17 protein-coding genes are annotated in these 18,745 nt (G+C 70.0%); 11 read left to right on the plus strand and 6 right to left on the minus strand.

Features of this window, described 5'->3' with window-relative positions; all coding sequences use genetic code 11:
* Positions 1-9 precede the first annotated feature (9 nt).
* Positions 10-1,638, minus strand: a complete 1,629-nt coding sequence (locus ACFZBP_RS17290; protein WP_391413903.1) for an ABC transporter substrate-binding protein — start codon at positions 1,636-1,638, stop codon at positions 10-12.
* A 255-nt stretch (positions 1,639-1,893) separates the two neighbouring features.
* Here ACFZBP_RS17290 and ACFZBP_RS17295 point away from each other — a divergent pair, with 255 nt between their 5' ends.
* The 4 genes from ACFZBP_RS17295 to ACFZBP_RS17310 all read left to right on the plus strand — a co-directional run bounded on the left by ACFZBP_RS17295 (position 1,894) and on the right by ACFZBP_RS17310 (position 6,346).
* Positions 1,894-2,622, plus strand: coding sequence for an FCD domain-containing protein (locus tag ACFZBP_RS17295; RefSeq protein ID WP_391413905.1), 729 nt, complete (start codon positions 1,894-1,896; stop codon positions 2,620-2,622).
* A 287-nt stretch (positions 2,623-2,909) separates the two neighbouring features.
* The gene (locus ACFZBP_RS17300) at positions 2,910-3,320 is read left to right on the plus strand and encodes a VOC family protein (RefSeq protein ID WP_391413907.1); all 411 of its coding nucleotides are present in this window, start codon (positions 2,910-2,912) and stop codon (positions 3,318-3,320) included.
* Positions 3,321-3,355: 35 nt separating this feature from the next.
* On the plus strand, positions 3,356-5,719 hold the full coding sequence (locus ACFZBP_RS17305) for an ATP-binding cassette domain-containing protein (RefSeq protein ID WP_383449298.1): 2,364 nt from the start codon (positions 3,356-3,358) through the stop codon (positions 5,717-5,719).
* A 207-nt stretch (positions 5,720-5,926) separates the two neighbouring features.
* Positions 5,927-6,346: a helix-turn-helix domain-containing protein gene (locus ACFZBP_RS17310; RefSeq protein WP_391414130.1), complete on the plus strand. Its 420-nt coding sequence runs from the start codon at positions 5,927-5,929 to the stop codon at positions 6,344-6,346.
* A gap of 97 nt (positions 6,347-6,443) precedes the next feature.
* Here ACFZBP_RS17310 and ACFZBP_RS17315 read toward each other — a convergent pair whose 3' ends face one another.
* The 3 genes from ACFZBP_RS17315 to bla form a co-directional block, all read right to left on the minus strand.
* On the minus strand, positions 6,444-7,397 hold the full coding sequence (locus ACFZBP_RS17315; protein WP_391413909.1) for a hypothetical protein: 954 nt from the start codon (positions 7,395-7,397) through the stop codon (positions 6,444-6,446).
* A complete protein-coding gene (locus tag ACFZBP_RS17320) occupies positions 7,394-7,918 on the minus strand; it encodes a SigE family RNA polymerase sigma factor (RefSeq protein WP_391413911.1) in 525 nt (174 codons plus the stop codon). Before ACFZBP_RS17320 ends, ACFZBP_RS17315 begins: the two co-directional genes overlap by 4 nt.
* Before the next feature lie 327 nt (positions 7,919-8,245).
* On the minus strand, positions 8,246-9,130 hold the full coding sequence (gene bla, locus ACFZBP_RS17325) for a class A beta-lactamase (RefSeq protein ID WP_391414132.1): 885 nt from the start codon (positions 9,128-9,130) through the stop codon (positions 8,246-8,248).
* Positions 9,131-9,249: 119 nt separating this feature from the next.
* Between bla and ACFZBP_RS17330 the strand changes: the two genes are divergently transcribed.
* Together ACFZBP_RS17330 and ACFZBP_RS17335 are read left to right on the plus strand one after the other, a co-directional pair.
* A complete protein-coding gene (locus ACFZBP_RS17330; RefSeq protein WP_391413913.1) occupies positions 9,250-10,377 on the plus strand; it encodes an abortive phage infection protein in 1,128 nt (375 codons plus the stop codon).
* Between the two features lie 39 nt (positions 10,378-10,416).
* Complete coding sequence (locus ACFZBP_RS17335; protein WP_391413915.1) at positions 10,417-10,854, plus strand: VOC family protein; 438 nt, start codon at positions 10,417-10,419, stop codon at positions 10,852-10,854.
* Positions 10,855-10,866: 12 nt separating this feature from the next.
* On the opposite strand, the gene ACFZBP_RS17340 is transcribed toward ACFZBP_RS17335, so the two are convergent.
* Both ACFZBP_RS17340 and ACFZBP_RS17345 read right to left on the minus strand, forming a co-directional pair.
* Positions 10,867-12,348, minus strand: coding sequence for an alpha/beta fold hydrolase (locus ACFZBP_RS17340; protein ID WP_391413917.1), 1,482 nt, complete (start codon positions 12,346-12,348; stop codon positions 10,867-10,869).
* A gap of 82 nt (positions 12,349-12,430) precedes the next feature.
* Positions 12,431-12,964: a GNAT family N-acetyltransferase gene (locus tag ACFZBP_RS17345; protein ID WP_062725048.1), complete on the minus strand. Its 534-nt coding sequence runs from the start codon at positions 12,962-12,964 to the stop codon at positions 12,431-12,433.
* A gap of 181 nt (positions 12,965-13,145) precedes the next feature.
* Here ACFZBP_RS17345 and ACFZBP_RS17350 point away from each other — a divergent pair, with 181 nt between their 5' ends.
* The 5 genes from ACFZBP_RS17350 (at position 13,146) to ACFZBP_RS17370 (ending at position 18,722) form a co-directional block, all read left to right on the plus strand.
* Positions 13,146-13,937: an SCO2525 family SAM-dependent methyltransferase gene (locus ACFZBP_RS17350; protein ID WP_383449291.1), complete on the plus strand. Its 792-nt coding sequence runs from the start codon at positions 13,146-13,148 to the stop codon at positions 13,935-13,937.
* 72 nt (positions 13,938-14,009) lie between these two features.
* Positions 14,010-15,851 carry an SCO2524 family protein gene (locus tag ACFZBP_RS17355; RefSeq protein WP_391413920.1) on the plus strand — a complete coding sequence of 614 codons (1,842 nt, stop codon included), beginning with the start codon at positions 14,010-14,012 and terminating at the stop codon, positions 15,849-15,851.
* Positions 15,852-15,854: 3 nt separating this feature from the next.
* Positions 15,855-16,772 carry an SCO2523 family variant P-loop protein gene (locus ACFZBP_RS17360; RefSeq protein WP_391413922.1) on the plus strand — a complete coding sequence of 306 codons (918 nt, stop codon included), beginning with the start codon at positions 15,855-15,857 and terminating at the stop codon, positions 16,770-16,772.
* Complete coding sequence (locus ACFZBP_RS17365; protein ID WP_391413924.1) at positions 16,769-17,749, plus strand: SCO2522 family protein; 981 nt, start codon at positions 16,769-16,771, stop codon at positions 17,747-17,749. Before ACFZBP_RS17360 ends, ACFZBP_RS17365 begins: the two co-directional genes overlap by 4 nt.
* A 1-nt stretch (position 17,750) precedes the next feature.
* The gene (locus ACFZBP_RS17370) at positions 17,751-18,722 is read left to right on the plus strand and encodes an SCO2521 family protein (RefSeq protein WP_391413927.1); all 972 of its coding nucleotides are present in this window, start codon (positions 17,751-17,753) and stop codon (positions 18,720-18,722) included.
* Positions 18,723-18,745 lie beyond the last annotated feature (23 nt).

Genomic DNA, 18,745 nt, shown 5'->3' on the forward strand with positions numbered 1-18,745 from the left:
GGCCGGCTCCTAGGCCCACTTGGCCTGGAGGAGGTTGATGCCGGGATACGGCTGTGCCCTTATGCCGCTGAGCTGCTTCGGGTTCCAGGCCGTCATCAGCTCGTTGTGGACGACCGGGTAGAGCACCGCCTGCTCGGCGACGATGTCGATGTAGTCCTGGACCATCGTCTTCTTCTGCTCGGCGTCCGGCTCCCGGGTCGCCCGGTCCATGTCCCTGAACAGCGCCTTGGCGACGGAGTCGTCGGCCCAGCGCGTGTACTGCATCCAGAGGTTCTCGGGGCCGTAGTTGTAGTGCATGATCAGGTCGGCGTCGAGGCCGAACTGGTTGGGGTTCGAGGCGGCGGCGACCACCTGGTAGTCCTGCTTCTGGTCCATCTTGGTGAAGACGGCGGTCGTCTCCTGCGGGGACAGGGTCGTCTTCACCCCGATGGCGTCCCAGGACGCCTTGATGGTCGGCAGGCAGTCCACGATCCAGCTCACGTTCACGGCCAGGATCTCGATCTCGAGACCGCTGACCCCGGCCTCCTTCAGCAGCGCCTTGGCCTTGTCCGGGTCGTGGTCGTAGACGTGCTTCGCGCGCCGGTAGCTGGGGTTGGCCTCGTTGAGGAAGGACGAGGACGCCTTCCCGTGCCCCTTGAGGGCCACCTCGATCATCTTGCCGGTGTCGATGGCGTAGTGCAGGGCCTGCCGGACACGGACGTCGTCGAACGGCTTGTGCTGGGTGTTGAACATCAGGAACAGGTTGTTCATCCCGGCACCGCCGGCCACGGTGAGTCCGCCGCTCTCCAGCTGCTGGATGTTGGCGTACGGGATGTTGTCGGCGATCACCGCACCCGCGCTCGCCCCGGAGATCCTGGCCACGCGGGGCGCCGCGTCCACGATCGTCAACCAGTTCATCTTCTTGAAGGCGGGCTTGCGCGGGCCGTTGTAGTCGGCGAACGCCTCGAAGGTGGTGTTGGACTTCGGGTGGTGCGCGGTCTGCCGGTACGGCCCCGACCCGATTGCCTTGCCCTTGATGGCGTCGTCCCAGGCGCCCGGCTGCGAGAACACGTGCTTCGGCATGATCTTGGCCAGGGTGAGCCGCGAAAGCCCGTCCGGGAGGGGGAACTTGAGCACCAGCTCCACGTTCTGCGCGTCGACCTTGCGTACTTCCTTCAGCCAGCTCGCGAAGAACCCCTTGGCGAGGGTCTGGGTGCCCGGGTCGAGGATCCGCTCGAAGACGAAGACGACGTCGTCGGCGGTGACGGGCTTCCCGTCGTGGAACCTCGCCCCCGCCCGCAGCGTGAACTTCCAGGTCGTGGCGTTCGGGTCGGCCGGCACCTGGGTGGCGAGCGCGGCGTACGGCTCCCGGGAGATCGGGTCGGTGTCCAGCAGCCCCTCGTAGATGTGGTTGTTGGCGGCCATGCAGAACGCGGACGCCGTCTGGGTGGGGTCCCAGCTGCCGTCGTTGCCGTAGCCGATCACCGCGGTCAGCGTCCTGTCCCGGCCACCGCCTCCGCCGGTCTCGTTCGTGGACTCCGGCCCCGACGAACAGGCCGACAACGACGCGGAGACGGCGGCGGCCGCGCCCAGCGCGCCGGTGTACTTCAGGAACGACCGGCGGTGCAGCGCCGGCACGTCGTGGGTCACGTCGCGCACGGGTCCTCCAGCGAGGGATACGAGGTATACGAGGAATGCGTCGTGCCCCGGTGAGGAGATACGACGTCCTACGTCCTCCCGGTCAGCGCGACCATAGGTGGGGTGGTGGGGGCGGTCAAGGGATCTCACACGAATGGCGCATCTGCCACAGGTCGGACCAATGGCGCTGTGAAATGGCGTGAATTGACCCCCTGTCAGGTCTGTATCCCGCAGACATGGGACGTGGGACGTCCGGGTGCGCGTACGATGCGCCGCATGCCCGGGCAGCCCAGGAACAGTCGTACGTCCGAGGAGCCGGAGTCCAGGAACAGCCGGATCCAGCGCCAGGTCATGCAGCTGATCATCGACCGCAGGCTCCAGGCGGGCGCGCTGCTGCCCACCGAGGCCGAGCTCATGGACGACCTCGGCGTCAGCCGCAACTCCGTCCGCGAGGCGCTCAAGGCCCTCCAGGCCCTCGACATCGTGGAGATCCGGCACGGCTACGGCACGTATGTCGGCCAGGCCTCCCTCACGCCGCTGATCGACGGGCTGACCTTTCGGACGCTGGTCCGGCACGAGCGGGACGACTCCGGGGCGCTGGCCGAGATCCTTCAGGTGCGGGAGGTGCTGGAGGAGGGGTTGATCCGACGGGTGGCGACGAGTGTGACGGAGGTCGAGCTGGATCGGCTGGACGCGGTGGTGTCGCGGATGGAGGTGGCGGGGCGGGCGGGGCGGTCCTTTCCCGACCTCGACCGTGAGTTCCACGAGCTGCTGTACGCCTCGCTCGGGAACGATCTCGTGCCGCAGCTGTTGGCCGCGTTCTGGACGGTCTTCCGGCGGGTCAACGGAGCCCGGGGGCGCCCCGAGGATCCGTCTCCCGCGCTGACCGCCCGGTGGCACCGTGACATCGTGACCGCGCTGCGGGCGCGGGACGTGGAGGGGGCTCAGCAGGCGATGACCCTGCATTTCCACGGCATCGCAACCCGCGCGGCCACCCCCGACTGACGTTCCTCGCCCCCGCCGCCCCTACCCGTCCCATCCCCAGGGGCTGCGCCCCTTCGACCCCGGGGTCGTTCCTCGGGTGCGGGCCGGCGGGGGCTGGTCGCGCAGTTCCCCGCGCCCCTGAAGGCCTTCAGCCCGTCCGGCGTTTGAGGACGAGGCCCGGAGGGCCGACAGCGGAGCCGCCCAGGGATGGGACGAGTAGGGGGCGGCGGGGGCGAGGAAACGGGGGGAGGTGGGGTTCGTCAGGAATCGAGAAGCGGGGCCCCCGGCCCACGGCTAGCGTGACGGACATGGACATCTCGATTCACGCCAGCTTCCTCCCGCACGACGACCCGGAGGCCTCCCTCGCCTTCTACCGCGACGCCCTCGGCTTCGAGATCCGCACCGACGTGGGCCAGGGCAAAATGCGCTGGATCACGGTCGGCCCCCCGAACCAACCCGCCACGTCCATCCTCCTCGCACCCCCCGCCGCAGACCCCGGCGTCACCGACGACGAACGCCGCACCATCGCCGAGATGATGGCCAAGGGAACCTACGGCTGGATCCTCCTGGCCACCGCGGACGTCGACGCCACCTTCGAGAAGGTGCAGGCCACCGGCGCCGAGGTCGTCCAGGAACCCACGGACCAGCCGTACGGCATCCGCGACTGCGCGTTCCGCGACCCCGCGGGCAACCTGATCCGCATCCAGGCCCGAGGCTGAACCCACACCCACCCGTAGCCGTAGATGGAGACACGATGACCGCGCCGCACATCGCCGACAGCCACGACCTGATCCGGGTGCACGGCGCTCGCGAGAACAACCTCAAGGACGTCAGCATCGAGATCCCGAAGCGCCGTCTGACGGTGTTCACCGGCGTCTCCGGCTCGGGCAAGAGCTCGCTCGTCTTCGACACGATCGCCGCCGAGTCGCAACGGCTGATCAACGAGACGTACAGCGCCTTCCTGCAGGGGTTCATGCCGAACCTCGCCCGCCCCGAGGTCGACGTACTCGACGGCCTGACGACAGCGATCACGGTCGACCAGCAGCGCATGGGGTCCGACCCGCGCTCCACCGTCGGCACCGCCACCGACGCCAACGCGATGCTGCGCATCCTCTTCAGCCGCCTCGGCACACCGCACATCGGCCCGCCCGCCGCGTACTCCTTCAACGTCGCCTCGGTCTCGGCGAGCGGCGGCTTCACCGTCGACCGGGGAGCCGAGAAGACCCGGACCGAGAAGGTCAGCTTCAGCCGCACCGGCGGCATGTGCACCCACTGCGAGGGCCGCGGCACGGTCTCCGACATCGACCTCACCCAGCTCTTCGACGACTCCAAGTCGCTGTCCGAGGACCCGTTCACCATCCCCACCTACACCGGCGACGGCTGGGTGGTCCGGGTCATCGCCGAGTCCGGGTTCTTCGACAAGGACAAGCCGATCCGGAAGTACACGAAGAAGGAGCGGCACGACTTTCTCTACCGGGAGCCGACCAAGGTCAAGGTCAACGGTGTCAACCTCACCTACGAGGGCCTGATCCCGAAGCTCCAGAAGACCTTCCTGTCCAAGGACCGCGAGTCGATGCAGCCCCACATCCGGGCCTTCGTGGACCGCGCGGTCACCTTCGCCCGCTGTCCGGACTGCGACGGCACCCGGCTCAGCGAACTCGCCCGCTCCTCCAAGATAGGCAGGATCAACATCGCCGACGCCTGCGCGATGGAGATCCGCGATCTGGCCGAGTGGGTCCGCAAGCTGGAAGAGCCCTCCGTGGCGCCGCTGCTCACCAAGCTCCAGCACACCCTCGACTCGTTCGTGGAGATCGGCCTCGGCTATCTCTCGCTGGACCGCGCCTCCGGCACGCTCTCCGGCGGCGAGGCGCAGCGCACCAAGATGATCCGCCACCTCGGCTCCTCGCTCACCGACGTGACGTACGTCTTCGACGAGCCGACGATCGGTCTGCACCCGCACGACATCCAGCGCATGAACAACCTGCTGCTGCGCCTGCGCGACAAGGGCAACACCGTGCTGGTCGTCGAGCACAAGCCGGAGACGATCGCCATCGCCGACCATGTCGTGGACCTCGGCCCCGGCGCCGGCACGGCGGGCGGCACCGTCTGCTTCGAGGGCACCCTGGAGGGGCTGCGGGCGAGCGACACCGTCACCGGGCGCCATCTCGGTGACCGGGCCGCGGTCAAGGAGACCGTCCGCAAGGCCACCGGCACGCTCGCGATCCGCGGCGCGACGGCGAACAACCTGCAGAACGTCGACGTCGACATCCCGCTCGGCGTGCTCACCGTGGTCACCGGCGTCGCCGGCTCCGGCAAGAGCTCGCTCGTACACGGCTCGATCCCCGCCGAGGAAGGCGTGGTCTCGGTCGACCAGACCCCGATCCGCGGCTCCCGGCGCAGCAACCCGGCGACGTACACCGGCCTGGCCGACCCGATCCGCAAGGCCTTCGCCAAGGCCAACGGCGTCAAGCCGGCCCTGTTCAGCGCCAACTCCGAGGGTGCCTGCCCCACCTGCAACGGCGCCGGTGTCATCTACACCGACCTGGCGATCATGCAGAGCGTGGCCACCACCTGCGAGGACTGCGAGGGCAGGCGGTTCGAGGCGTCGGTGCTGGAGTACCGCTTCGGCGGCCGGGACATCAGCGAGGTGCTCGCGATGTCGGTGACCGAGGCCGAGGAGTTCTTCCGCGCCGGCGAGGCCCGCACCCCGGCCGCCCACAGGATCCTGGAGCGGATGGCGGACGTCGGCCTCGGCTACCTCACCCTCGGCCAGCCGCTGACCACCCTCTCCGGCGGCGAGCGGCAGCGGCTGAAACTGGCCACGCACATGGCCGACAAGGGCGGCGTCTACGTCCTCGACGAGCCGACCACCGGCCTCCACCTCGCCGACGTCGAGCAGCTGCTCGGACTGCTCGACCGGCTAGTCGACTCCGGCAAGTCGGTCATCGTCATCGAGCATCACCAGGCCGTCATGGCGCACGCCGACTGGATCATCGACCTCGGCCCCGGCGCCGGCCACGACGGCGGCCGGATCGTCTTCGAGGGCACCCCCGCCGACCTCGTCGCCGAGCGCTCCACCCTCACCGGTGAGCACCTCGCGGCCTACGTCGGCGGCTGACCGCGGATGTGCACGGCGTCCGCACCGGTGCTGGCCTTCCTCTCGTCCCGCGCCCGGCAGAGCCGGACCCGGGAGTGGACGAGGCGGGAGGCGGCCCGGGAAGATACGGGTGTGCGATCCAGCCACCCGTCCTCGACCTCGACGACCTCGACGTCGGAGGAACAGCGTCTGCGCACCCTCGTCGCGCTGCGCCGCGTCCGCGACCGGATGGACCGCGAGTACGCGCAGCCGCTGGACGTCGAGGCCCTCGCACGGGGCGTGCACATGTCGGCCGGGCACCTCAGCCGCGAGTTCAAGGCCGCCTACGGCGAGTCCCCGTACGGCTACCTGATGACGCGGCGCATCGAGCGCGCGATGGCGCTGCTGCGCCGCGGCGACCTCAGCGTCACCGAGGTGTGCTTCGAGGTCGGGTGCTCGTCGCTGGGCACCTTCAGCACGCGCTTCACCGAGTTGGTCGGGATGTCGCCGAGCGCCTACCGGCGGCTGACGGCGGACGCCGCGGCGGACGCGACGGCGGGGATCCCGTCGTGCGTGGCGAAGCAGGTGACCAGGCCCCTGCGGAAGCGGGAGACGCCGTTCAGCCTGGCGGCCGCGGTCAACGGGGCGATGCCGGTCGCCGAGCCGTAGAGGGGGCGACCGGTGACTGGTGACTGGTGACTTTCGACTGTGACGGGCCGGGGCGGCGACCCCCGTGCGGCGCCCCGGCCCGTCGGTACGGTCGGCCCTACGGCAGGGCCCGCTGGTAGTACTTGTCGTCGTCGGAGTCGTAGATCAACGTGCCGTCGGCGTCGTACCCCTTGATGTGCGGTGCCAGGGTGACCTGCTGGTGCAGTACGCCGGACGCCACGAACCGGCCGTCGTCGAGGGCCGCTTCGGCGCTGGAGTCGCCGTAGGTGACCGCCACCCGGGCCACCGACGGCTTGACCGTGCCGATCACACCCCACCGGAACGGAAGCTTCCAGTGGCCGCGGTCCAGGAACGACTGCTGGAAGAGCCTGCCGCTGTTCGGGTCGACGAACACCGGGCCCTCGTCCGGGACGGCACCGGCGTCGTCGCCGAAGCCGGAGACGGCCTGGGTCTCGCCGTTCTTGATGTTGCAGACCACGTGGACCCGCTCCGGCTTCTCGCGCAGCGCGACGACGTACATGCCGTCGCCGGGCGCGTTGGAGTCGCCGGTGCTGTTCATCGCCAGCAGGATCCGGTAGTCGGCCGGTGCGCCCGGGTCGGCGGCGCCGGAGATGCCGCCGGACCGCTGGTACTCCAGGCAGCTCTCCAACCCCTCCGCCGCCTGCGCGAAGGTGATCCCGTCCAGCAGCTGCCCCGCGGTGGCAGGCCGCGCGGGCCCGCCAGGAGCCGGGTCTGCCGTCGACGTCGGCGTCGGGGAGGCCCCCCGCGTGGCACCGGTCGACGGCCCCGGCGTCCTCGCCGTGTCCGCGCCCGTGCTGCCGCCGCCCAGCGCATACGCCCCGACCGGCATCGCCACCAGCGTCACCAGCACCGCGCCCGCCGCGGCGACCCGGCGCCGCCGCTCGATCACGCCCCGGCGCCGGATCACCGGATAGGGCGCGGACGGCGGCCGGAACGTGTGCGCGGTCTCGGCGAGCAGTTCCCGCAACTCCTCCTCGAAGTCCGTACCCTCGCCGCCGCCCGCGCCCTGCCGCTGCTCGTCGTCGTTCACCTGCTGCCTCCCTGCACGGACGGCGTCATCCGGGCCAGACCCGGGTACGCACGCAACTTCGCCAGCCCCTTGGACGCCTGGCTCTTGACCGTGCCCGTGGAACAGCCGAGCACCTCGGCCACCTCCGCCTCGGACAGGTCCTCCCAATAGCGCATGACGACCACCGCCCGCTGTTTCGGCGGCAGTTGGGCCAGGGCGTCGAGGAGCGCGCCGCGCTCGTCCACGTCCGCGAAACCCTGTTCGCGTCCCGGGGTGTCCGGCGGCGCGGCCGTCAGTGACTCGGCGACCCGGCGCTTGCGGAAGCGGTCGCTGTTGCAGCTGACCAGCATGCGTCGGACGTACGCCTCCGGGTGGTCGGCTCGCGACACCCTGCGCCACGACCGGTACGCCTTCGCCAGCGCCGTCTGTGTCAGGTCCTCGGCGTGGTGCGCGTCGCCGGTCAGGAGATACGCGGTCCGCACCAGGTGGGACCATCGCGCCCTGACGAATTCCTGGAACTGGGCCTCATGTTCGGCCTGCATCAAGCACCCTCCCTCGCCCTCCAGACCGCCGAACCGACCATTTCGGTTGCCCCGGAATCCGCCCCCGCCGCCCTACCCGTCCCATCCCCAGGGGCTGCGCCCCTTCGACCCCGGGGTCGTTCCTCGGGTGCGGGCCGGTGGGGGCTGGTCGCGCCCACGCGGCGGAGCCGCAAATTGACACAGCCCAGCGCCCCTTCAGGCCCTTCAGCCCGTCCGGCGTTTGAGGACGAGGCCCGCAGGGCCGATCAGGGGGTCTGGGGGCGGAGCCCCCAGGGATGGGGCGGGTAGGGGCGGCGGGGGCGAAGGAATGGTGGTGGGGGCGGGGCCTCAGGTGAGGGTTTCGGTCAGCAACTTGGCCGTCTCGACGATCAGGGCATGGTCCGGTACCGCGTCCTGCTCCGGCTTCGTCGTCTGGACGACCAGGACGAGCGGCGTGCCGTCGTCGGTCCAGGCGATCCCGGCGTCGTTGTTGGTGCCGTAGGACCCGCCCCCCGTCTTGTCGGCGAGCGCCCAGGACTTGGGCAGAGCGGCGCGGAAACGGTTGACGCTGGTGGTGTTGTTCAGCATCCAGTGGGTGAGAAGGCCGCGGTCGGAGCGGTTCAGGGCGTCACCGAGGACCAGACGCGCGTACGTCCGCCCGATCGCGCGCGGCGTCGTGGTGTCCGTACGCCGCCACGGCTCGGCCGAGTTGAGCTCCGGCTCCCAGCGGTCGAGGCGGGTCGCCGGGTCACCGAGGGAGCGGGCGAAACGGGTGATCGCGGAGGGACCGCCGAGCTCGCGCAGCAGAAGATTGCCGGCGGTGTTGTCGCTGAACCGGATGGCCGCGTCGGCGAGTTCGGCGACGGTCATACCGGTGGCGACGTGGTCCTCGGTGATGTCGGAGTTCTCCACGACGTCGTCCGCCGTGTAATGGACCCGCTTGCCGAGCACCTCGCCGTCCCGGTCCAGGTCGCGCAGTACGGCCGCGGCGGCGAGCGTCTTGAACAGCGAGCAGATGGGGAAGCGCTCGTCGGCGCGGTGGTGAACGGTCCGCTTGGTGACGAGGTTGTGGGCGAACACGCCCAGCCGGGCACCGTGCCGTGACTCCAGTTCGCGGAGCCGGTCGGTGGTGGCGGCATGGGCAGGGGCGCCGGTGAGGAATACGGCGGCGGTGGCGGTGCCTGCGGTCAGCAGGGTGCGGCGGCCTAAGATCTCGGTCTCCTTCGTACGGATTTCGGCTGACGGACAAGGACGATCTCTTCAGTGATCGACGCCGTATGTCATTCCTTGGTTGCGGCGCCGTAGACCATCGGCCGACGGCGGCACGGCTCCGCGCTCGCGACAGTGGCCGTATGGAGAAGACCACGGGGATCAGCAGGGCAGGGTTTCTGGCGGGAGCGGCGGCCGTCGGACTGACGGGAGCGGTGCTGCCCGCGGGGCAGGCGGCGGGGCACACAGCGGGGCACCGGGGACTGAAGCACAGGGGCGTCGTCTACACCGTCGGCGCGGGGGAGACACCCGGCACCGCGTGGAGCGCCGCCCGGATGCGCGAGGACGTCCGGGTCATCCGCGACGACCTGCACGCCGACACCCTCGACGTCACCGGCGACGGCGTCGACCGCCTCGTCGCCACCGCCGCCGAGGCCGCCGAGCGCGGGCTGCACGTCTGGCTCCAGCCGACCCTCGGGGACGTGCCCGAGCGGGAGATCCTGGAGAGCATCGCCGAGTGCGGGCGGTTCGCGGAACGGCTGCGGCGGCAGGGCGCGAGCGTCGACTTCAGTGTGGGCTGCGAGTTCTGGCTGTTCGTGCCGGGGATCGTCCCCGGCGAGACGGTTCTGGAGCGCGTCGAGAACCTCCAGAAGGGCACGGTCGACATGGCCCGGATGCAGCGCCGCCTGGCCCGCTTCACCGCGAGGGCGGCGCAGGCCGGCCGCTCCGTCTTCCACGGCCGCCTCAGCTACGCCGCCGCCCAGGACGAGGAGTTCGAACCGGTCGACTGGCACCTCTTCGACGTCATCGGCATCGACTACTACTCGTACTTCCCCCAACACGCGGACCACGTACGGGAGTTGCGCCACTACCTGCGCTGGGGAAAGCCCCTTGCCATCACCGAGTTCGGCACGTGCGCGTACGTCGGCGCGCCGGAGGCCGGCGGCATGGGCTGGGACATCGTCGACTACACGAAGGAGCCGAACGAAATCAAGGGCCACGTCGTCCGCAGCGAGCGCACCCAGGCCGCCTACCTGGGCGACCTGCTGGACGTCTTCGAGTCGATGGGCCTGTACGCGGCGATGGCCTTCGAGTTCGTCACCCCGGACGCCCCGCACCGCCCCGACAGCCCGCGCCACGACCTCGACCTCGCGAGCTACGGCATCACCAAGGCCGTCAAGGACCGCCCCGACGACCCGGCCTCCGGCTGGCACTGGGAGCCGAAGGAGGCCTTCCACGCGGTGGCCCGCCACTACGGCCGACGGGCGTAGCCAGCCGTGCGGGGGGACCATGTCCGAGGAGGTGCGCTCATGGACTGGACCCTGGAAGTGATCGTCGTACCGGTCACGGACCTGGACCGCGCCAAGGCCTTCTACGTCGACCAGTGCGGCTTCCGCGCCGAGATCGACGCGCCCTTCTTCGAGGACGTAGGCCGCTTCGTCCAGCTCACCCCACCCGGCTCCCGCTGCTCCGTCGTCCTGGAGTCCGGCATGCCCCCACCCCCCGGCCGCCCCCGAATGGCCCCCGGCTCGATGCAGGGCCTCCAGCTCTGCGTCACCGACATCGACACCGCCCGGACCGAGCTCACCGGCCGCGGCGTCGAGGTGACCCCGGTGATGCACGTGAGCCCGTCCGGCTGGGCACCGGGCCGGGGCGAGGCCGGCTGGAACTGCTTCCTCTTCTTCCAGGACCCCGACGGCAACGGCTGGACGGTCCAGGAGGCCCCGACCCCACTCGCCCAACGCTGACCAGGGCAGGCCCTAGTCGCAGTACGTGTCCCCGCCCGGCCGCTCACCCGTCGCCAGGAAGCGGGAGACGGTCGCGTCCCCGCACGCGTTTCCGTTCTCCAGGTAGGCGCCGTGGCCGGTGGAGTTCACGGTGACCATGACGGCCCGGCGGCCGAGGGCCTCGCGCATCTTCAGGGCGCCGCTCAGCGGGGTGGCCACGTCCCGCTGGTTCTGCACCATCAGGACGTTGGACGGCCCGCGGTCGGTCACCCGGGGCGGTGCCTCGCTCGGCTGCCAGGGCCAGGCGGCGCAGACCATGGCGTTGCGCGGCATGCCCGCGGTCAGCGGGTACTTCGCCCGGCTCTCGGCGACGCCCTTCTCGTACACCGCGGCCGACCTCGGCCAGGCGGCGTCGTTGCAGATGGTCGCGGCGCCGACCGCCACGTAGTTCTGCAGCATCTCCTCCGGCGGGTTCGCCGGCGCCGGCGGCAGCTTGCCGGCGTCGGCGGCCCGCATCAGCTTCGCCAGTACCGGGTAGTCCTCGGGGTCGTACAGGCTGTCCAGCATCGTCTGGCGCAGCCCGTTGCCGTCGAGCTCCGCCGGATTGGCGCCGGGCCAGGGGAGCGGCGCGCGGTCCAGGCGGCCGGCGAGGGCGAGGAAGCGCGAGCGCACCTCGGCCGGGGTGCCGGCGACGCGGTCCGGGTTGCCGGGCCGGGAGGCCCACTTGGCGAACTCGGGGAAGTTGTCCTCGACGCCCGCCTCGAACGATTCCAGCCAGGCGCGTTCCGCCCGCACGGGGTCGGGGTTGTCGTTGCTGTCCAGCACGATGCGGTCGGTGCGGTGCGGGAACAGCGTGGCGAAGGTGGCGCCGATGTACGTGCCGTACGAGTCGCCCCAGGCGGACAGCTTGCGCTCGCCGAGGGCGGCTCGGATGCTGTCGATGTCGCGGGCGTTGTTCTTGGTGCTGATGTGCTTCATCAACTCGCCGCCGTTGCGTGCGCAGGCGTCCGAGATGCGCCGGGCGGTGGCCATGTTCCCGGAGACGGAGCCGTCCGGGGCGGGCCAGGGGCGCAGGGCCGTGCGCGCCAGGTCGCGCTGCTCGACGTCACAACTGACCGGCGTGGAGGGCGCGTTGCCGCGCGGGGCGAACCCGATCAGGTCGTAGGTTTCCCGCACCTTCTTCGGCAGCCGCTGCCCCTTGTCCGAGGGTTCGGCGAGGCTGTGCCCGCCGGGGCCGCCGGCGATCAGCAGCAGCGCGCCCCGGCGGGCGGACGGCTTCTCGCTGGGGATGCGGGAGACGGCGATGTCGATCCGCTCGCCGCCGGGGTCGGCGTAGTCCATCGGCACGGACACGGTCGCGCACCGCTGGCGTGGATCGAGCCCCTCGCCCTCGCACTCTCCCCACTTCAGGGGCGTGGGCGCACCGGTGGCGGACGCGGTGAGCGGGGTGACGAGCCCGAAGACGACTCCGGATGCGGCGGCGATCAGGGCGGCACTCTTCGTGATCTGCTTCATGCACAGCAGCCTGGCCGAGACGGACGGAACGTCACATCCCGGTAACTCCCGTATGGCACCGGGGGTTTACCCCCGTCGCCCGCTACCCCTGGCCCAACCCCAGTCTCATGATGAGCCGATCCTCTCCAGGCCCCAGATAGTCCCTGCGCACCCCGCCCTCCGCGGCGAACCCCAGCGTCCGGTACAGCATGATCGCCGCAGCGTTCGTCGGCTCGACCGTCAGCCGCACCTCGCGCACCCGCTCCCTGCGCAGTTGCCGCAGCACCTCCAGCATCAGCCGCTTGCCCAGCCCCCGCCCCCGCTGGTCCGCGCTGACGGCCAGGCTCAGCACCCACGTCACAAAGCCGTCCGAGGTGGTGACGAAGAGGACGTAGCCGTGCAGGCACTCCCCGTCGTCCAGGACGAGGACGCGGTCGCCGTGGACGTCCAGGTGCTGCCGCAGTACGAAGTAGGGGTACGGGTCCTCCGGGAAGACCTCCCTGTCCACGCGCAGGAGCTCGGGCAGATCCGCCTCGGTGACGCCCCTCATCGTCAACGGCCGATCACTGCTGTCGGCGAAGAACGCCTGGTCGGAGCGGCGACCCAGCGCAGGGAAACGTTCCTCCGGCATAGCCATCAACTGCCCCCTATGTGATGGATTGGAGTCACTCGTGCGGGTGAGCACCCGTTGCCTGCCGTTTCGGGCGCTCGGTTCGAGATCAGCCCATGGTTGAGCAGGGCCATTCCACGGAACAAGAGGGCGAGGGTCTTATGCCTCGACGCGCTCCCGGTGCGCCTTCTTTTGGTACCGTGAGTGAATGACCCAGAGATCGTCGGGGGACGTCCAGTTGAAGAACAAAGATGTGCGCTGGGCGGCGTTCGACCCGATCGCCTACGTTGATCACAACTACCGCGACTTACAGGCAGAGGACGCGGAGATCCTGCACATGATCCGGGATCATTTCGGCGATCATTTCCGGAAGCAGGGCAGCGGTCCCGTTTCCGGTATCGACGTAGGCGCCGGTGCCAATCTCTATCCCGCACTCGCGATGATGCCGTGGTGCGACGAGATCACCCTCTTCGAGCGCTCGCCCGCGAACGTCCGGTACCTCACCCGCCAGGTCGACTCCTACGACCGGAACTGGGACCAGTTCTGGGACGTCCTGTCTGAGTCCGAGGCGTACGACTCCCTTGGCGTGGACCCGCGTGAGAGATTCCGCAAGGTCGTCTCGGTGGAGCAGGGCGACCTGTTCGACCTGGCGCGGTACCGGCGCCAGTGGTCCATGGGGACGATGTTCTTCGTCGCCGAGTCGATGACCACGTCCCATCAGGAGTTCTCACTCGCCGTCGAACGCTTCATGCGCGCCCTGGCCCCCGGGGCCCCCTTCGCCGCCGCCTTCATGGAACATTCGAAGGGCTATCACACGGGTGAGCATTTCTTCCCGGCATGTGACGTGGGAGAATCCGAGGTGCGTGCGAGCCTAGAGGCATTCGCGGGCGACTTCAAGGTACGGCGACTCGAATCCGCGGCCGAGGTGCGCGACGGGTATTCGGGAATGATTGTCGCCTACGGTTGGCGGAATTCGGATTCGCTCATTCCGGTCGGCTGAACGGTGAGTCTTCACAACAGCACAGCGATATTCCTCAAGTGATGGCAGTGCGACCTGTGTGAGGGGCATGGGATGCAGATCAAGCCACGCCAGCATCTGCTGGACATTTGGCAGGCGGTGGCCCGCCACTCGTTCGAGAACGGCGAGTGGGAGTGGGGTAAATGGGGCAAGCAGAGCAGCGTCGCGGATGCCGAGCGCCTGCTCTGCCTGCTGTACCCGGCCACGGAGATCCCGGCGTTCCGCCTGGACCAGCCCGACACCACGCAGGATGACGTCCTTCAGGTGATGAGGAAGGCCGGTGGCCGACTGGACCTCCCGGCCAACATCGTCATGGCTGCCGCCGACTTCATGCGCACCCATACGGGGGAGGACAAGAGGCCCACCTTCGCGGGCGGTTACTACTACACGTCCCGGGACGAGACCAAGGACCTCAGCGAAGAGCAGCGTGAAATCGGCGTGGTCGACTCCTTCTCGATGTCGATCACCCTGTGCCTGGCCGTGCTCGGTTTCCTCAAGACCTACGAGTCCAAGACCCGGCGCAGCGACGTCCAGGAGACGATCGGGGAGCTGCGCACCGCCACCAGCAACCGGCTCACCGCCGCCATGGTGAGTCTGCTGCGCTCCTTCACCGTCAACGTCTTCGACACCGACTCCTCGCAGGGCCGTACTCTCGTCGAACTCCTCGGCCAGGGCAGACAGTCGCAGCGGCAGGTGCTGAACAAGTTCCAGAACCGCTTCCGTCCGCTGCGCGCCGCGATCGTCGAGAGCATGAGCCTCGGTATCGACGTCCAGGAAGGGCTCAAGGACGAGAACCAGCTCTTCGAATGCGGCTGGGCGTGGAGCCTGGTGCGGGACGCCCCCGAGATCGAGACCGACGAACCCATCGGGTCGCAGCCCGAGGGCGTCGCCAACCCGGTGCCGTACCTGTACTTCACCGTGGTCGCCCTCGACGGTATCCAGGACCTGTTCTCCGACCGCACCCTCACCCTGGGCCTGCTCAACGCCGAACAGCAGAAGCTCGCCGAGGCGCTCCGGCTGCGCTGGGAGCTGACCCAGCAGTTCTGGTCCGGCATCGCCCGCTTCGACCCGGACCGCTGGCCCCTGGAGGACATTCCCTGGCGCACGACGGGACAGAAGCTGGAGTCCGAGTACTTCTCCCTGTCCGTCGCCGCCATTCTCGTCCACGACCTGATGCGGCGCCGGGCCACCGACGACGACCTGACCCGCACGGTCAACATCATGGAACGCCTCGCTGAACGCGCCCGTATCACCAGCCGCATGACGCGTGACGACCCCGTCATCCAGCTGCACAACCCCGGCGTCACCCTGCCGTTGCAGGGCAGCGAGCGGACCGGCCTGCCGATGCAGTGGAAGATGACCGACTTCTCGGCCCAGCTGCTGAAGCGGACCGTGCAGCTGTGCACGCTCTCCCGCAACCTGAACGCCCACGACCGGCTGCTGCGGCTGGCCGAGGACGTCTTCGGCCATATGTGGCGGCGCCGAATCAGCGACGGCGAGGGCGTCGGCGTCTGGGACAACGTGTTCGCCGTGTATCCCGACTCACCCGCCCACCACGGGCCGGTGTCCTGGGCCATCACCGAGCGGGTCGTCGAGGCGATGGTCCAGGTCCACGAGATGTACAAGCAGCCGCCGATCCGCAGCCTCGAACTGACCGAGCTGACCCGGGCGTTACTCAGCGAGTCCACCCATCTCCTCGGCAACGAGCAGTTGGAGTCCGCGCCGAACGACGACGGCCGCCACGGGATGCAACTCCGCAACATCGAGGTCAAGTTGCGCCGCGCCCGGGATCTCGCGGACGAACGGCCCGGCACGGCCTACTCGTTGACGCTCGACGTGCTGGGACAGCTCGACTCGCTCGCCCGCGCCCGCGAGGCCGCGAACCGGGGAGTGTGAACCGTGCTGATCTTCGCCGCCTCCGACAAGGGAGGCACGGGCCGCTCCGTGACCAGTGCCAACCTCGCCTACCACCGGGCGCTGGCCGGGGACGACGTCTGCTACCTCGACTTCGACTTCGGCTCGCCCACCGCGGCGGCCGTCTTCGACGTGGCCGACGCCCGCCAGGCCACCGAGGACCGCGGCCTGCACGCCTATCTGACGGGCGAGGTCAGCGAACCGGCCCGGATCGACGTCTGGGCCGCCACCGAGCACCAGGTGCTGCGCTTCCCGCCGCCCGGCTGCGGCCGGCTGGTGCTGATGCCCGGCGACGTCAGCGGCGGCGAGTTCGCCACCAGCGACGACAACCTGCGCCGCTGCGTCGATCTGCTGACGACGCTGTACTACGAGTTCGACCTGGTCGTCGTCGACCTCAGCGCGGGCCGCTCCTACGCCGTCGACATGGCCCTGGAAGCCACCGCACAGCCCGAGATGCGCGAGGTCACCGCCCGCTGGCTGGTCTTCCACCGCTGGACCCGCCAGCATGTGGCGGCCGCCGCCAGCCTGGTCTTCGGCAAGCGCGGCATCGTCGCCGGCGGCGCCGACCGAGGCCACGACGAAGAGACCCTGCGCAACTCCATCCGCTTCGTGCGGGCCGCCGTACCCGACCCCGAATCCCCCCTCTGGTCCCAGGTCTCGCCCACCCAGTCGGCGTGGATGCGCAAGGCCGACGGCGACCTCAAGCAGCTCGCCTCCACCCACGGCATCGGCTACAGCCAGGTCCTCGGCTCCGTGCCCCTCGAACCGGTCCTCCAGTGGCGCGAGCAGCTCATCACCGACGAGGACGTGCTCGACAGCCAGATCGCCAACGAGGCGACCTGGCGGGCGCTGAGCCGGCTCGCCGTACGGCTGACCGACGACAAGTACTGGGAGGAGGCATGACCGACACCGCCTTCCGGGAGACCACCGCCGAGCCCGTCACCAAGTCCGTGCCGCTCGCCCACCTCTCCCTGGAACTGGGCCACCTCTACATGGAGGACTTCGAGGCGGGCCCCAAGCGGCTGGGCGAGCACTTCGCCGAGGTACGGGTCTGGGCGGACGCGGTACGCGCCTCGGCGGCCCGCCGCAGCAAGCGCCCGCGCATCAGCACCTGCTTCCTGATCGACGACTACTTCACCCGCTTCTCCACCCCGGCCGAGCTGATCCCGATGATCCTCAAGGAGGCCGAGAAGGCCGGCCTCGTCATCGACTACCTGGCCCGCGAGTCGAGCTGCGCGGTCGCCGACCGCATAGAACTCGCCGAATCGGTCATGCACCGCCTCGTCGAGTCCCCGCCCCCCGGCACCTACGGCTCCCGCCCACCCGTCAGCCAGACCGGCTGGCTCCCCAACGGCCAGCGCACCCCCTCGACGTCCCGCAGCGCCCTGGGCGCGGTCAAGGGCTGGGAACCGCCCCAGGAGACCGCGGCCCGCAACCACTCGGTCTTCATGGACGTCGAGCTGTGGTCCGAGCGGGACGGCAAGCGCCTGTGGTCCTGCCCGTTCCTGGCGGCCGTCTGGCAACTGGCCCGCCTCGGCCTGTTACGGCACCTGGGCGAGCCCGTGCTGGTCCCGAAGGACTGGGAGGGCGAGGACTTCCCGCACGACTGGGACCGGTTGCCCCCGCTGACCAGGCTCACCGACACCAAGGCGGCCTTCAGCGCCTACCGCACCTGCACCCTGATGCCGAACCGCTTCCTCGCCGTCGAGGACGCCGTACGGCTCATCCTCGACCAGACGGACGTCGACGCCGGTGCGCTGCGGCAGGTCGCCGAGCGGTCGGCGGCCGAGGGGATGCCGGTGCCGGCCGCGGTCGCCCAGCGCGCCACGTACGTCTTCTACGAGGAGCCCGGCGGCTCCTCCGAGGCCGAGGAGACCTGAGATGACGGCGGCCCCCGGCCAACCGGCGCGTTCGGTCCTCGCCTGCGGTGAGGTGCGCACCTGTCTGCTGCCGTCCGTCCAGGCCCTGGACGCCCGGGCCGCCGCCCAGCTGCTCAGGCTGCGCGCCGACGAACACGTCAGGGTCTCCGAACGGCCCAGCATGTACGCCCTTTCCCCCGAGATCCTCACCGGGGTGGACTGCCGGCTGCCCGCCTCCAACGGCACGAAGGTGCGCGGCGTCGGTACGGTCGCGGCGCGCGCCGTCCTGACCGAGGGCCGGCTGCTGCAGTCGACGGCGTACTTCAGCCTTCCGGCCACCGGGCCCGACATGCGCCGCCCGTGGGGCCAGTACCTCGTACGCCCCGGCCTGGTGGAACCCTTCGGCAAGCTGCCCCAACAGGCCACCGCCGAGGGTGTGTTGAAGGGCGCGGCGCGGGGCGAGCTCGACCTCGGGATGATCTCCGAGGGCCTGCTGGCCCAGCTCCGCCGCCATGCGCTGCTCGACCGCAGGGTGCCGTTCAAGTCCAGTCCCACGCGCCTGCGTTGGGTGGCACGCCGGGTCCCGGCAGGCGAGCGGGCGTCACTGGCGAACTTCACGGTCGCCGAGGGCGGACTGCGGACCATGGAGCTACGGCTGCCGGAAGACGTGCCCGCGTCTTCGGCAGCGGGGTTGTGCGAGGATCTCGCCCTGCACGACTGGCTTTTGACGACCGTTCAGCACATGCTGGACAACAGCCGGATCGGTGCCATAGACGGACCCTCGGTGGTCGAGGCGCTCCATCCGGTCGTCGTCCATCTGCTGCATCTATGGATGCCGCGCGCACACGTGGACCCCGCGCTGTCCCACCTGTGGGACGTGTTGGAGGACAAACCCGGGTTCTCCCGCCAGTGGGAGAACCTGAGCCGGCGCATCAGGGACCGACTGGCCCTCCAGGCCGTGGCGATGCCGCACCAGGCGCTCAGCACGAGTTGAGGCACGGGGCCCGAACCGAACAC

The organism is Streptomyces sp. NPDC008086, assembly GCF_042957325.1.
Taxonomy (GTDB): Bacteria; Actinomycetota; Actinomycetes; order Streptomycetales; family Streptomycetaceae; genus Streptomyces.

What these genes read in the sequence shown, in the direction of transcription:
- ACFZBP_RS17355 (WP_391413920.1), top strand. Translation starts at nt 14,010, where the DNA reads ATGCAGATCAAGCCACGCCAGCATCTGCTGGACATTTGGCAGGCGGTG.
- ACFZBP_RS17365 (WP_391413924.1), top strand. Translation starts at nt 16,769, where the DNA reads ATGACCGACACCGCCTTCCGGGAGACCACCGCCGAGCCCGTCACCAAG.
- ACFZBP_RS17320 (WP_391413911.1), bottom strand. Translation starts at nt 7,918, where the DNA reads ATGCAGGCCGAACATGAGGCCCAGTTCCAGGAATTCGTCAGGGCGCGA.
- ACFZBP_RS17340 (WP_391413917.1), bottom strand. Translation starts at nt 12,348, where the DNA reads ATGAAGCAGATCACGAAGAGTGCCGCCCTGATCGCCGCCGCATCCGGA.
- ACFZBP_RS17330 (WP_391413913.1), top strand. Translation starts at nt 9,250, where the DNA reads ATGGAGAAGACCACGGGGATCAGCAGGGCAGGGTTTCTGGCGGGAGCG.
- ACFZBP_RS17370 (WP_391413927.1), top strand. Translation starts at nt 17,751, where the DNA reads ATGACGGCGGCCCCCGGCCAACCGGCGCGTTCGGTCCTCGCCTGCGGT.
- ACFZBP_RS17345 (WP_062725048.1), bottom strand. Translation starts at nt 12,964, where the DNA reads ATGGCTATGCCGGAGGAACGTTTCCCTGCGCTGGGTCGCCGCTCCGAC.
- ACFZBP_RS17295 (WP_391413905.1), top strand. Translation starts at nt 1,894, where the DNA reads ATGCCCGGGCAGCCCAGGAACAGTCGTACGTCCGAGGAGCCGGAGTCC.
- ACFZBP_RS17300 (WP_391413907.1), top strand. Translation starts at nt 2,910, where the DNA reads ATGGACATCTCGATTCACGCCAGCTTCCTCCCGCACGACGACCCGGAG.
- ACFZBP_RS17310 (WP_391414130.1), top strand. Translation starts at nt 5,927, where the DNA reads ATGGACCGCGAGTACGCGCAGCCGCTGGACGTCGAGGCCCTCGCACGG.
- ACFZBP_RS17335 (WP_391413915.1), top strand. Translation starts at nt 10,417, where the DNA reads ATGGACTGGACCCTGGAAGTGATCGTCGTACCGGTCACGGACCTGGAC.
- ACFZBP_RS17305 (WP_383449298.1), top strand. Translation starts at nt 3,356, where the DNA reads ATGACCGCGCCGCACATCGCCGACAGCCACGACCTGATCCGGGTGCAC.
- ACFZBP_RS17350 (WP_383449291.1), top strand. Translation starts at nt 13,146, where the DNA reads ATGACCCAGAGATCGTCGGGGGACGTCCAGTTGAAGAACAAAGATGTG.